At 44.3% G+C, this 14,264-nt stretch carries 11 protein-coding genes and 1 pseudogene; 7 read left to right on the forward strand and 5 right to left on the reverse strand.

Annotated features, from left to right (window positions below; all coding sequences use genetic code 11):
- Positions 1-256: 256 nt before the first annotated feature.
- The 3 genes and pseudogenes from HQN90_RS20270 to HQN90_RS20280 all read left to right on the forward strand — a co-directional run.
- A pseudogene (locus HQN90_RS20270) lies at positions 257-331 on the forward strand (23S rRNA (pseudouridine(1915)-N(3))-methyltransferase RlmH); the annotation flags it as partial.
- A 675-nt stretch (positions 332-1,006) separates the two neighbouring features.
- A complete protein-coding gene (locus tag HQN90_RS20275) occupies positions 1,007-2,680 on the forward strand; it encodes a DUF6138 family protein (RefSeq protein ID WP_173222093.1) in 1,674 nt (557 codons plus the stop codon).
- 183 nt (positions 2,681-2,863) lie between these two features.
- Positions 2,864-3,106: a hypothetical protein gene (locus HQN90_RS20280; RefSeq protein WP_173221978.1), complete on the forward strand. Its 243-nt coding sequence runs from the start codon at positions 2,864-2,866 to the stop codon at positions 3,104-3,106.
- Positions 3,107-3,486: 380 nt separating this feature from the next.
- Here HQN90_RS20280 and HQN90_RS20285 read toward each other — a convergent pair whose 3' ends face one another.
- Positions 3,487-4,509, reverse strand: a complete 1,023-nt coding sequence (locus tag HQN90_RS20285) for a nitroreductase family protein (RefSeq protein ID WP_173221989.1) — start codon at positions 4,507-4,509, stop codon at positions 3,487-3,489.
- Between the two features lie 357 nt (positions 4,510-4,866).
- Between HQN90_RS20285 and HQN90_RS20290 the strand changes: the two genes are divergently transcribed.
- Both HQN90_RS20290 and HQN90_RS20295 read left to right on the forward strand, forming a co-directional pair.
- Positions 4,867-5,367, forward strand: a complete 501-nt coding sequence (locus tag HQN90_RS20290; RefSeq protein ID WP_173221992.1) for a MarR family transcriptional regulator — start codon at positions 4,867-4,869, stop codon at positions 5,365-5,367.
- A 510-nt stretch (positions 5,368-5,877) separates the two neighbouring features.
- The gene (locus HQN90_RS20295) at positions 5,878-7,617 is read left to right on the forward strand and encodes an ABC-F family ATP-binding cassette domain-containing protein (RefSeq protein WP_173221994.1); all 1,740 of its coding nucleotides are present in this window, start codon (positions 5,878-5,880) and stop codon (positions 7,615-7,617) included.
- 168 nt (positions 7,618-7,785) lie between these two features.
- Here HQN90_RS20295 and HQN90_RS20300 read toward each other — a convergent pair whose 3' ends face one another.
- The gene (locus HQN90_RS20300; protein ID WP_173221996.1) at positions 7,786-8,259 is read right to left on the reverse strand and encodes an SRPBCC family protein; all 474 of its coding nucleotides are present in this window, start codon (positions 8,257-8,259) and stop codon (positions 7,786-7,788) included.
- Between the two features lie 112 nt (positions 8,260-8,371).
- On the opposite strand from HQN90_RS20300, the gene HQN90_RS20305 reads away from it, so the two are divergent.
- Positions 8,372-8,785: a winged helix-turn-helix transcriptional regulator gene (locus HQN90_RS20305; RefSeq protein WP_173221998.1), complete on the forward strand. Its 414-nt coding sequence runs from the start codon at positions 8,372-8,374 to the stop codon at positions 8,783-8,785.
- Between the two features lie 258 nt (positions 8,786-9,043).
- Here HQN90_RS20305 and HQN90_RS20310 read toward each other — a convergent pair whose 3' ends face one another.
- Positions 9,044-9,748 carry a DUF421 domain-containing protein gene (locus tag HQN90_RS20310; protein WP_173222000.1) on the reverse strand — a complete coding sequence of 235 codons (705 nt, stop codon included), beginning with the start codon at positions 9,746-9,748 and terminating at the stop codon, positions 9,044-9,046.
- A gap of 502 nt (positions 9,749-10,250) precedes the next feature.
- Positions 10,251-11,141, reverse strand: a complete 891-nt coding sequence (locus tag HQN90_RS20315; protein WP_173222002.1) for a hypothetical protein — start codon at positions 11,139-11,141, stop codon at positions 10,251-10,253.
- A 516-nt stretch (positions 11,142-11,657) separates the two neighbouring features.
- Here HQN90_RS20315 and HQN90_RS20320 point away from each other — a divergent pair.
- Positions 11,658-12,119, forward strand: coding sequence for a phage tail protein (locus HQN90_RS20320; RefSeq protein ID WP_173222004.1), 462 nt, complete (start codon positions 11,658-11,660; stop codon positions 12,117-12,119).
- Between the two features lie 362 nt (positions 12,120-12,481).
- On the opposite strand, the gene HQN90_RS20325 is transcribed toward HQN90_RS20320, so the two are convergent.
- Positions 12,482-14,242 carry a sigma-54-dependent Fis family transcriptional regulator gene (locus HQN90_RS20325; protein ID WP_216855387.1) on the reverse strand — a complete coding sequence of 587 codons (1,761 nt, stop codon included), beginning with the start codon at positions 14,240-14,242 and terminating at the stop codon, positions 12,482-12,484.
- Between the last annotated feature and the right edge of the window lie 22 nt (positions 14,243-14,264).

Here is a 14,264-nt window from a genome sequence, read left to right on the forward strand (position 1 = left end):
TTAAAGTATCAATTAATAATATATCTTTTTAAGTAAGATATTGTCAAAAAAAGTAACCGCCAATCTCTCGGGTACTTCAAACATATAGTGTGAAGATTGTCTTATATGGTTTTCAATATCATAGCAATCCAATGCATTATATTGCTAACGCAAATGCTAACAATCAGGCTACAATAGGACACTATACATTTTATTAAAACCTATAATTAATGCGGTAATATGAATGTAATACTACAGGATAAAGCCGATGCCTTGTATGATGAGGCTGGTGCTGGTGGAGCAGATTTATCGCGCGATGCGGATAAATCGGGGGGAGCCATATCACAAGTAGGGCGAAAAAAATTCGCTCTTTTATATAGAGAATTCTTTGCATCTCAATATTTCATAAGAACTGAAAGGGTTCTTATTACATACAGCCGCTGCTTAAAAGGCACGTTTTAGTGCTTTTTAAGCGGCTTTTTTCATGATCGTTCGGACTTTTTCGAGCTGGGATTGCGCAGCATACTTCGACTCCTCAGTCAGTATCGTCGAATTGCAGCACGATTAGATGGATCAGTCGCCTTTCATTTCGCTCTATAAGCGGTTATTCAAATTTCTCATCATGAGGTGCAAGTTCGACCATTGTATTGTGTAGACGTCGAATTTCATAGGTATCTCGGTACATTCCACAGCTTTGAAGTGATTTATTCAGTCTTTGATTACAGAGATTGCTGGGTTACCCACTTATTTTTCCATTTATAAGCCAGTGTTATTAGAACCAAAAAGACAAGAGCTTACGCTATCCTTCGGCAGCCGTGCACAGGATTTCGTTATACAACCGGATTTGGGCGTGTATACGTCTGAATCCGGTTTTTTCTTTCCGCAACCGGACGTTAGGCTCATTGTTCTGGAACGTGCCGGCATGTAAAATAATAGGAACATGCGAACGTTAATCCTTATTTTTAAAATAGATACGTTGACGGCATGGCGAGAGCAGCTGTTGAAACACATGGAAAGGCGGGAGACGATGAACACATTGCAGGAAGAAGCGCTGGAAGAGATGAAAACGGCGATTCATGAATGGTTTGACGAACAGGAAAATCGGAAGGACGTGGAGGAAGCGGTCAAGCGAACCACGCTGCAAATGGGCATATTTAGCGGCGTTATGCTGGATTACCGGCCGGGCAGGACCCGCGTTGACAGTTTGAATTCTGGACGGAATGCTGCAGGCAGCAAGTCAATAAAGGCCACACCATTTACGAGGGAGCAGGTCTTGCATGAGGTTCAGCCCCTGCTGGCGGAATTCGTAAAAGAGAAGCTGGACAAGCTGGAGACGTCGCCTTTGATCGACTACCGGTTTACCTTGCAAGGAACCTTCGCAACGACAGACGGGCGCGTGAAATTAACGGTGCTGGAAATCGTATATGAAGAGAAAAAGCGGCAGCTTTTGGAACGAATTCAGTCCTATATCGAGAAAAAATTAGAGAAGGGCTCTTACCCGACAAAGCCACTGGAAACCTTCTTTTTGATGCGTCATCTGCTGGACACATATTTGTTTCACGAACCGGAAGTGGCAAGGATGACTGCTTTATTTGGTCGGATTCAGGAGCTGAACAAAGAACGGACGCAAGCGCTGGCGGATCATCGAAGAAATATCATCCGGGCCTTGACCGGCTGGGCCGAGAATGTCTTCCTGCGACGTTACTACGATTTCACCCGTTCCGAATACAGGATCAATAATTATAAAATCAAGCCGGATGCTGCTCTGGAGAACAAGGATGAGCTGAATCAGCCTGTCGACTTGCTGTTGTACGGCGCGGTGATGATCCTTCGTTACGAGCCCAGCTACAGCAAATTCAAGGGCCAGACTTTTCTGGAGCTGGCGACGCAACTTGGCAGCGGCAAGGCCGAGCGCATGCTGAAGGAGGGCAGCGACAGTTTCTCGCAAGAAGATGTCCATATGTGTCATGAGTTGGCCGAATGCAAGGCTAACGATGTTTTTTCCCTCATTACGGTCGTTATTTGCAAGGAAGAAGCCGGGGCGTACGAACGGGCGATTTCGTTTATTCTCTCCCTGCTCCGAAAGGGCTTCCCGAAAAGCTACAAAATCAAGCTACAATCCAGCGTGGGAGAGGTATTGCCCGTCAAGGGGCTTGCCAAATCGGATACGCACCGTTTTTTTGCGAATGCGCTGGCTTATTCCGAGCTGCATCCGTTATTGGAGGAATACGCTCGTGAGGCGATGGAAGAGTTTGAATGGTACGAGGATACGGAAGGCGAAAAAAGCGTAATGCCGGGCAGTTATGCCGTATTCGGGCTGGGACTTTCGGCCGAGCGGTATTTTCCGTTGGTCGAAGCTTACATGGCCCTTGTGGACGATGAGCATCAGTTGGTGCAGGACAAGTACACTGCCGTTTTTGCCGACACCCATGGCGTAACGGAACGTTCGATTCCCGCCTTGGTCGCCTGCCTGCGGCGCTCTCACAATTCGCTAAAGCTGAAGATTCAGCCGGAACTGGAAAGCGAAGACAAGCTGTCGCTGTTGGTGCAGCATGTAGAGGCCCTGACGGATTACGAGGCCGAGCGGGTGCTGTACCCGATCTGGGGCAAGGCGGAGAAGCTGGCTGCATTGGCTCGCAAGGCGCAGGAACCGCGCAAGGAGCTGCTGCTTCGTCTGCTAAAGGCGGCGGGTAAAGCCTGACGGTACGCCAGGGGCGGAATTTCTTTTGATTCGAAAGAAACTTGAAACTCAATATGAATGGTCTGAGTGGTTGCTGTAATGGTATCACCTGCAGAAGGATTCCAGGACCCCTGCCATTTTTGATTGGTGAATAAGTATGGCATTGTTCTGTAGAAGCTGTGGAAATGAATTAAAGTCAACGGAATGGACAAGGAGAAATATCTATCTGTACTAAAATTAAAAAATGCAATCGAGTTAGTTGCTAAAAAAAAGAAAATTGATGAAGTAAAAAAAACGAAAAAAATCCAAGTTCAAAATGCTTCATATACAAATCTTGAAAATACAACTATTCCAAATAATGAAGCAGTTATAAGCAAATGGGCAGGAATTGGTTGTATAGTTGTTATTATATTAATTATTATAATAGTCTTCGGTTCTTGTCTCTGAAGCCCCCTAATAACGCCACCAATCTTCAATTTGATTTACTAAAATTGTAACATCTTGTTACCTTAAAATAAAAATAAATGTAACATTGTGTTGAGGCAGCGATCACGCCGTCACAGAATGCAACGTTCGAGATCTACAATGCGGACGGAAAAACGAAACCAGCGACGTTAGAGACAGGTATGAAGATCATCGTAACCTCGCGAAGCCGGAACGAATAAGGTTGCGTACACGATAACGGTGAGCTCTCCGAATTTAGTGTTAAATAGACCCGCGACGGCTGACAGTACGTGCAACGCCTATGAGACTGCGAGAGGTATCATTCACGGAATTAATTTGGACGAAAACTATAGCAAGCGTCGGGCGTTTAAAAGTCACAATAGTCAAAGATGGGTAATATTCAGCAATGGGGAGGTTGATGCGGAATTCGAGTATCGATTGTTCCCCCCGAGCTCCAGCACCGCCACAATTCGTTCCTGAGGAAGAATCCCAAATGGCTTACATCGTTCGCGGTCATAAATCCAATCCGGAATCATGCGTCGCACGTTCCATGGTTTTGTTTTGGTCAACAATTGAAAATTCTGAATTAAGCAGCAAACCGCTGCGTAATCCTCTTCTTGCTTGTGGAGATCCGCTTCTTCCTTTGCCACGACCAGAAGCAACGAAGGGGAAGCATCCTCATATGAGGTTGCTAGTTGGCTGACCATATCTTTATCAGTCACATAAACAAATCGCCACGGTTCTCGTAATCCGTCGTTTGGTGCCCAGACCGCCTCATTAAGAACCTCTAGAATACTTTGTGAATTTATTTGAAGGTTATCCGAATGCAGCCTATTGTCCTCACCAATTGAAATCCACTTCTTTTCTGCCGGCGTTCTTTTCCGCCAGGATCTTGGGGTTTTTTCGAAGTGCCCTATATGCAATATCCCGGCAAATTTCTCTCCTTTTCGCAGGCCTATTTCCTTAAAGAAGGACTCGCTTTGAATCATTGGGTCTGTGTACCACAGCATGCCCAACGAGTGATCCCACCCTAGCAACTGAAAGTTTTGCATGATGCTGCATACTGCTGCATAATTTTCGTCACTTTGCTGCTTGTTATCGGCTGCTTCTGCAATAAAGACCAAGTTGGCAGGAGTATTCGATAATTGTTTCGCGAAAAAATCCGTCATTGGGGAGGGGATAAGCTTTCCCAGCCTGCTTTCCTTTACCTTGGCAACCATGCTGTTGGCTAGCCTTTGACGCGAATCGAGCGTGTTGAAATGAACACAACGCCAGTGTGGCGTCTCCTCGGATTCGTACAAGCTTGCAGCGTTATTCAGCAAGGAAATAATCAGTTCTTTTTCTATCGGTGTTGCAGTAAATTTCCTTATGGATCTACGTTCTTTTATCGCCTTGGAGAAGTCCAAAAAGATCACCTTTTTCATTTTTTGTTAATACATAAACAATAATTTTAATTTGAAATCAAAGAATCAAGAAGTTTAAATATCATTTTTTGTTCACTAGTAAACTATATAATGTGAAAATGGCTTTTGTCAAACTTATAATTGAGAGTGGATATCATGTGAGGTTTGCGAAAAATGTTTAAAAAAATCGAACAAACAGGGTTGGCTATGAATTTTGGTCATCAAATTGGATAGAGGTTCAGCAATTGATTAATTGATATGGATGTGGTAATTTAGTTTACGTGTTAACAATTTCGATAGGTGTTATCCATATGTGACTGGTTCATTAATATAACTTTGTAATATAAAGGGGGGAGCATAGTGAATCCATCCGAGGGACTTAAGCAATTTTTATATGACCGATTTCTTCATTTTTTGCATTTGACAGAGGATATTTCCACAACCGAGATTGAAGAGTTTGCTAATCTCGCAAGGCTGCAAGGACTTGCCTCGTTTCCGAATTTGACAGGCATACACGTAATTGATTGCATCGGCAACAACGAACCAATAAATAACACGTCAATCGCGGAAAAAATGAATTTATCCAAGGCTAATATTACAAAAGTCAGTACTCAACTGCATACAGAAGGTTTCATTAAGCGAAGCCAGATGAACGACAACAAGAAAGAAGTGTATTTTAGCCTTTCGCCCAAAGGCAGGCAAGTCTTCGAAGCGCACACGATGATGCATGAAAAAATGAAACGCAAATTTTTCGATGATTTGAACTCATTTTCGGAATCAGAACTGCAGGCTTCGCTTAAATTTTTCCAAACGATAATTAATCAAAATGATAACGTCGTCAAAGCAGATGGAAAGAAATGACGTAATGAGTGAACAAGTTACTGTGAACTCATTTTTATAACTCAATCAGCTTTATTTTACGAAGGGGAGTTTTACTGGCAGGGGTTTATTTTGCTGAAAATCCTAATATTCGCAGGCTGAGCGAAGTCGACCTGCATGAAGGAGAAGATTATTTCCAAGATTGGTAGAAAAGCAACAATAACAAAGACACTGATGGATTGAATCTCAGTGTCTTTTTACTGCATGGATTTCCTGATAACTGTTGCCGTGGTCAGTGGTTCACTTTTTTTGCCGGTAGGCAGCGCCTATTTATTGAGTGATATTTTTGCGGCAGACCCGTTACGGGGAGCCGTATCATAAGTAGCGGCAACGTTTTTAGTGTACAACTAGAATCAAGTCCCCAAGGGATGGGATACAATGGGATTGTAGTTGATTGTAAACAGTGTTACTCTTACAACGGTAAACTCATAATCTACGTTATGCCATTCATCCACAATAGTCACTATTTTAGTTATAAAGAAAGGTAATACTATGATAAAAGTTGATAACTTATCCTTCTCATTTCCGCAAAAAGAACTATATACGAACATTTCATTTACGCTTGAAGAGGCACAACATTGCGCTTTTATAGGAACAAGCGGCAGTGGGAAAAGTACATTGATCGATATACTGATGGATCCAGAAAGATATTTGTTCGAGGGCATGTTAGAAATAGATCCGACTTGCAAAATTAGGCATGTAAGCCAATTCCCACAATTCGACAAAACGAAAGAAACAACAGTTTTTGAATATATAGGGGAAGAATTTATTAAGATACAAAATGAAATAACAGCTATTTGTACGGAAATGGAAACATCATCGGATATTGAGTCGTTATTAGAAAAGTATCAATTAGCTTTAGACGCATTTGATTCAATCGGTGGGGCTGATTTTGAAAGCAACATTAATAAGAAACTAAATCTAGCAAACCTCATGAAGCTAAAAGATCTTAGGGTATCCGATCTGAGTGGCGGGGAATTCAAACTTATTCAAGTGATGAAGGAAATGCTTAGTAATCCAGACTTAATGATTATGGACGAACCAGATGTATTTTTAGACTTTGAAAACTTAAATGCGCTTAAAAATCTTATTAATTCTCACAAAGGCATACTGCTAGTTGTTACGCACAACCGATATCTATTGAATCATTGTTTCAACAAAATTATTCACCTTGAAAACATGGAGATCCAAGAGTTTGATGGGCGGTATATGGAGTATAATTTCTCATTACTTCAGACAAAAATTGAGTTGCAAGAAATCGCAGTCGCTGAACAAGAAGAAATTGAGAGATACGATAACATTATTGATAATCTTAGAGCTATCGCAACGTATAATTCAGAAGCCTCTAGAGGTAGAGCGTTAAAAGCTAGAGTTAGGTTTCAAGAGAGATTGGAAGCGCGTAGAATTAAAGCGCCATTTGTTGATATTAAGCAGCCGACTATCAGTTTCGGTATTGATAATGAAATTGAAGACACCATTGTTGTAAATGTTAATAATTATCGTGTTGCCTTTGATGAGTTGCTTTTAGACAATGTAAATTTTGAGATAAAATCTACCGATAAAGTAGCTATTATTGGTCCAAACGGTACCGGGAAAACGACGTTACTCCGCGATATTTTTGCAAATAATCATGATTCAATTGAAATAAATGCTGATGCTAAAGTGGCTTATTTATCTCAGAATCAAGGCGAAGTGCTAAAGGATTCTAATACAATTCTAGAAGAATTCATCGATGCTGGGTTTAAAACGTATGATGAAGTTAGATTGTATATTTCAAACTATGGCTTTGAAGGAGAAATCGTTAATCAAAAGATAGCATCTTTATCTGGTGGAGAAAAAAATATGCTTCAATTAGCTAAAGTTTCTGCCAGTAAAGCAAACGTATTGCTTCTTGATGAACCGACTAGCCATTTAGACACCTATACACAAATAGCACTGGAGAAAGCGATTGAAGACTATAAAGGTGCGATTCTCATGATTTCTCATGATTTCTATTCTGTTGTAAATGGTATGGATTATGTTCTAATCATTGACGATAAGACGATTAGAAAAATGAGTATGCGAAAATTTAGACAGATGATTTATGCTAGTCATTTTGATAGAGACTATTTAGAAGCTGAACAAAATAAAAAATCAGTTGAAATGAAAATAGAATTGGCTTTAAAAGAGACTAATTTTGAACTTGCAAAAGTATTGGTTGATGAGCTAGAAGAGCTGATTAAGTTGCTTTAAATTACAACACTCTGATTGAAATGGTGGCAAGATTTTTGGGGAGAAACCCGCAGGGGTCTGAGTTGACTCTTGCTAACACTTTGCTCGACGCTTTAGGAAGAGGCAGCGTAATCTCTTGGCAAAGCCTCGGTTGCTAAGCGCCGAGCTTTGGTCTATGGCATGGGGTTTCTAAGAGCTCTCAATGCCGTGTTTGTTTACAATTTGCTCGCTTTGGTTGGGCTTTCCCTTACCCTTGCTGATCAAGTCGCGAAGGCTGCCGCTTATGTAGATACCCCAGGAGTCCGTACAGACAGCGTAACACTCATACGCGGGAACGAGGCCTACGTGCGTAAATCGAACTTCTGTTTTGCCGTCCTTCTTGGCGATTTCAAAGACAATGTCGGTATCCTTCCACTCGCTCTTGTCCTTTACGAAGTTAAAGTAGTTGTCTGTGATGTGCCAAACGACCTTTTTACCTGGAACAAGCTCGGTGATTTGGATGGTGCAGCGGTGAATATCTTGGTAGTGGTATTTAAATTCACCGAGTTCGTCGGTAATGCCCTCAATTTCCTCTGACCACCATCCGCGGACGTTATTGATGGCGGCGAAGACTTCTTCGGGGCTTTGGTCTACCTTAAAAAAAGTGCTGTAACTTTGATTCATGCAAGTTATCTCCCCTCGTTAATTGTTGACTACACACTGAGTATAAATTCTGTACTTGCAAAACGCAAGCACAAACTTGCAAAATGCAAGCACGAATTGTATAATCAATCTCATGAAAAAGCGATCTTCCACAGTTTGTCCAATCGTATATGCGCTCGACATATGGGGTGATCCCTGGAGCCTAGTCATACTTCGTGACGTCCTTATCCATAACAAGCGGCATTACCGCGAGTTTCTTGCTTCACGCGAGCAAATCTCAACTAATATTTTGAGCGCACGGCTCCAATCACTCGTTGAAGCAGGCCTGCTCGTCAAGATAGAAGGGGATTCAAACCGCGCACAAACCATGTACCGACCAACACAAAAGGCACTTGACCTGTTTCCGGTCGTTTTTGCCATTATGCACTGGGGTCTGAAATACAACCCCAATACCGATATGACTATTCCGATCATGCAAGAACTAATAACAGACGAAAAAGGGCTGGAGCTGCGCCTTTTGCAGAATTTCGACGATATTACATCATAAAAAAATCGTTTCTCCAAAGAAGTTTCTTGGATAAATGTTCAAACCAGATTTAATGAGAATATTAAAAAGACGATGATAGATTTTTATGGAGAGGAAGGTTTACCAATCACTGTGAATGTTTGAGCCCTTCGCATATTAGAGAATATTTAATTGAAAAAGCGGTCAGTATTTTGTCTTTATATGGACGATAGACAGCGCGGAGCATTGAAATGGACTGCAAACGGGGGAAGCTGATGAAGTGGCTGAACGATGCCGGGGCTAATCGATAGGTTTGTCAATGTGGTCCCGATAGTAGTCAAAATACAACTGATTTTGTGTACCTCTCACGGCATAAAATACATCGGATACGGACTTGCTCCGCTGCCGCAGCACCTGCTCCAGCCATTGGGCGGTCAGCCCGTTGTGAGCGAGATTGTCTTCCATGATTATGCCGTCCATAATCAGCTCGACAGGGAACGATTGAACGGTAGCGGCGTGTAGCTTCAGATCCTTGCGCGTCACCCACTCATACTCGCTTTTCTTCTTGACGGACAGCTTTCCGTGATCCTCCAAGCAAGCGTACTCGACCTCCTCCATATTAAAAATATCTTTTTCGCGCAAAGATTGGGCCAGGGAGTCCAACGTGTAACGGATTTGTCGCATGTTGTCCTCGAGAATTTTGCCATTCTCGATAACGACGGTCGGAGTGCCGGATACCAATCGGTTCCATGCCCGGTTTTTGATCGCGATCTTGGACACTAGGAAAGAGATGCCGAAGAATATCAGCAGCGATACGACGATGAGCCAATGGTTGAGCTTATCATTAAACGCCAAATTCGCCGCAATAGCGCCCAGCGTGATGCCGCTCACGAAGTCATGGAAGGTCATATTGGATATCGTCTGCTTGCCGAGAATTCTCGACGTGATCATGAGGAGGATAAAAGCGGCGATCGTTCGAAAGATAACTTCCACGTATGCTTGCAATGGTTGGGCTCCTTCTTTTAATTTCTGGAAACTGTCGTGTGGCTCGATAATACACTATTAACGGTTGCAGTCGGTGTTATAACTCTTTAACATTGTTTCGGGATGCAAAGGAAAGGTCATATCATAAGAATGGCCTTAGACTTGCCTTTATAGACGGCGCGAAGTACCTTAAATTAAAATATTTGTGGATGTAACTGAGTTTAGAATGAGTTTTGATAGTTGATCTTAAAACGAAGGAGCTTGCGCGGCAAGCTCCTTTCGCATTTTGTGCTCCCCTGTTAAGCTGAACCTTACCACAAGTAGTGGTAAAGCAGAGAGTAGAAGTAGTAGTTGATTTTATTGGAAAAGATTTCTATAGGAGGGGATAAAACATTATTAAAGCACGATTTTATTTATAAAAGTAAAGGGAGGATTAATATTGCAAAATTACACTTGCCCATGTTGTGGTTATAAGACTTTGGAAAGTGATGGTTAATAACCATGTTGCATCAGGGCCGTAAAATCAACCGTCCGACGGGGCGTACTTACCCACGTCCGGCTCGAATGCCGCTCCACTCGCCAGGTCCAGCTCCACGTGGGTGGTTCCGCGATCGTCGGTCAGCACGATCATTCGCGACCCGACGACGGGAACGCGGTCGTCGCTGGTGCGCATGTGTGCTGGTACGACACGTGGAGCACCGTCAACGATATAATTTACCTCAACCGTGAAAATCGGCAAATTAAAGAGCCAACTGTTAGTAAAATTCACGGCGGTCAACGCCCCGGTGTATGACGAACCCTCCACGCGGAGTCGCTCGATGTCCGCCTGACGCCGCCGGGCGTGGGCGATAGAGCCGGGCAACCGCAGGAGCGCGATGGCGGCCCAGAGGGCGAAGCTAGCTCCGACGACGGCGCCGAGTTCAAGCGGGATCGTCGGCGATGTCGCTATGGCCTCGAGGTCAAAGGGGCGCGATGGGTTGCTTGTCAGCGTCCAGAGCAGGAGGACTCCCGCGACTGCTGCGAGCCCTCCTGTTACCGATAGCGTCGAGAAAAGGCCCGCTACCCTGGTCTGTCCGAACTGCTCCATCGATAGCGAGTACACTGCACCGGTCATAACGATCGCGACGAACAGCAGCAAAACGGCGACGCCCACTGTGACCGGATGACCGAGGAGCATGTTGATCGCCGGTGTCGGCGCCATGCCGAGCAGTGCGCCGAACGGGACGGAACCTGTCAGCGCCCACAGTGCAGCGGCTGTAATCAGCCACGGTATCAGCGGAGCAGCGCGTCCGACGCGACGTCCCGGCCGGAGCATAGTCATTCGTCCGTTCTTATCCGTGGTGGAGAAGAGCGGCAGCGTCTCGATATGTTCTTGCTGCCCGTGCTTCTGCTTACCCTCCCCAGCATCCCTCATTGGCATCGTCCTCCCGAGGAAGATACTCGCTCCCTGAGCGGCGGAGGGGGTTTCTTCCCTTTTTCTTCCTCATTATTGAACGGTTTTTTGTAGGTGTTATGATATTCTAGGTGCGGTAATAGAAAATTCAACTTCCTATTATCTTTGTACTCAGCCATACACAACTTCACCCCCCCGATATTTCATATCTATATTTTACCACTATAAGATTGTCCGCTGTAAATACTCCCAAAGTCACATGAATTTCAACATGGCGTGAGCAACTAACAGGTACGATAGTTGAACGGAACAAGCAGATCACCGCGCAGCAGCAATTCCTTTCGCATTTTTCGCTGATAGTATCGTTAAACTGAACCGTATCACAAGTGAGGCGAATTTTATTGAGTGGAAACAACGGGGTGTATCATAACCAAAACACGAACGTTTATATCGAATCATTTTTGGTATAATACTTGGTAGAGAAAGAAGATTAAATTTCTGTTTTTAGAAAATAATGAAATAAAAGGAGAGATGAAAATGTCATATATCGTCGATTTTAAAAATGTATCTACAATAGGTTTAGAGTCTTCACCTGTAGCAGATGCGCTTGCTGGTTTACGTGCTAATGAAGCCCGTTACTTCATGAATAAATACAAACATGAATTTACGGTTGTACTAGCTAGCGACAGTCAGGACAATCTTGATTATGTGAACCGAGTTTTGAAAGAACGTGATATTGCATTTGCGGCCAAACCTTTGGAAACGTCGCGTTTTCAAGTGGAAAATATCCAATTTACCTACGTCTTTTATGAGGATGGTCTTGGGATCAATGTCATGTATACGGTTGATGACCCTAAGAAGCGGGCTGTTGGTTTTAAGCTTTCTGAGGGGATGGAGGTACCACAGGAGTTGGAAGGGAAGTTTAAGTTTGCTAGACAGAAGTCTAAACTAGCTGGAACAATTCGGGGCTCGTATTTTGTGATTAAGGGACAATATTAAAGTAAGCTAATGCGCAAGTGGACGAATCTACGGCATCAAAGAGGCTGTCCCAAAAGCCAAGATTGTGTTTAGCGTCGGCCACCTGGTAGTAAAAACCTGCAAAAATGCAGGCTTTCTCTGCAATAATCCCTTGAAATGTTAAAAAAGATGCAATTGTGCAGGCTCTTTAGACATCTTTATCCTGAAATGGAAAATAAATCAGAAAAAGATGCATTATCGCAGGAATTTGCCTCCAACAGATGAAATCCAGCCTAAAAAGATGCACATTCGCAGGCTTTTCTTCTTTTCAGATGATTTTGTTAAAAGAGGGTGTCCCATAAGTCATAGAAATGACTGGGGACACCCTCTTTTTTTCTGCTGCGTTAAAATAACGTGATGCCATACTCCTCGATTTTACGATATAAAGTCGTTCTTCCGATCCTGAGTTGCCCGGCCGCCTTACTGAGGTTCCATTCCGAGGCCTTCAGCGCCTTCTTAATCGCGGTGATTTCCGCATCCTTCAAAGTGGATGGCTGATCTTCGCCGGACTTTGGCTGCACGGCTTCTTCGGGCTCTTCTAACGTTAGATGCTCAGCGTCAATCGCCTGTTCTCCAGCTAGGAAGATCGCTTGCATAAGAACGCCGTTAAGCTCTCTTATATTGCCTGGCCAGCTGTAAGTTAACAGCTTATGCTGTGCTTTTTCCGTCAGGAATGGACATGGGAAAGGCTGCTTCTGGAGGAAATGAACGGCTAAGGCGAGAATATCGCTTCTCTCCCGTAATGCCGGCAGCGTAAGGTGTATACCCTTCAGCCGGTAATACAGATCGGCGCGGAATCGGCCAGCTTTCACCTCTGCGGCCAAATCTTTATTCGTTGCCGCAATGACTCTCGCATCAATCGCCTTGTTCTTCGAGCTTCCAATCGGTGTAATCGTGCCTTCTTGGAGCACTCTTAATAAAGCGGCTTGAGCTCGAAGAGGCATGTCGCCTATTTCATCCAAGAAAATAGTGCCCTTGTGCGCGGCCTCGAATTTGCCGACATTGCCGTCCTTGTTCGCTCCCGTGAATGCGCCGCGAGCATATCCGAACAATTCGCTCTCGATCAGGCTGTCCGGAATAGCACTGCAATTCAGTGCAATGAACGGCTCTGCCGAACGGGGGCTTGCGGTATGAATGGATTGTGCGAACAGTTCCTTCCCCACGCCGCTTTCACCCAGCAATAAGACAGGGAAGTCGGTCACGGCCGCTTTCTTCGCAAGCTCAATCTTTTGGATGATCGTGGGACATGTCCCGACGATATCTCTAAATGTGTATAAGCGCTGTCCGTTTGCAGTCTGCTTGGCAATGGAGACGGACTGCCATAGCTTCGGATGCTCATTATGAATCGTTTCTACCGAGAAGCCGTCCAGCTTCGTAAGCTCCTTGCCGATGGCGTCACTGCCGACGATGCGGATGGCCGCATTGTTGGCACGAAGGATTCGGTTATCCTGGCTGAGAGAGAGCAGCGGCAATGGATGATTTAATGCGGTATGCTCGAGTTCTCTTAGGGTAATGAGATGTTCTTTCTTTGACTCTTCTAGCAGTAGTTTGTTTTGCAGGGAAAATGCTGCCATGCACGCAAGCGTAGACGTATACGCGTGGTAATGCTCCTGTTTGCCGCTAATATTGATGACGCCGATCAGCTCGCCGATGGAGTTGAAGATGGGGGCCGAGGCGCAGGTTAAGAAGCGATTGGAGCTGAAATAATGCTCTTCGGCATGTACGCGTACGGGCTTTTTGTCTGCGAGGGCGACTCCAATGGCATTCGTTCCCTTTCTTTTCTCAGCCCAATTAGCTCCTACCTGCAATTGAACCGCTAACGCACGGCGAGAGAAATCGACATCGCCGACTGTGTGAATGATGGTTCCTTCCGAATCGATAAGCAGCGCCATCTGGCCGGATTGCTTGATGCCGACGTTCATTTGCTCGAATATTTGCTCTGCGTAATGTATGGTTTGCTCGTTCTGTCTTAATAAAGTGTGTATGTGGCTTCCAGTTAAGATGTCATCGTCAACAGGGTCATTTGGCTTTAAACCAAGTTCGTGACAGCGCTTCCAAGATAATGACGCTGCTTCGGATAGAAATTTATTTTCTATGGGTAGCAAAAGATCACCTCCACTGTAAACG

Source organism: Paenibacillus alba (assembly GCF_013204855.1).
GTDB lineage: Bacteria > Bacillota > Bacilli > Paenibacillales > NBRC-103111 > Paenibacillus_E > Paenibacillus_E alba.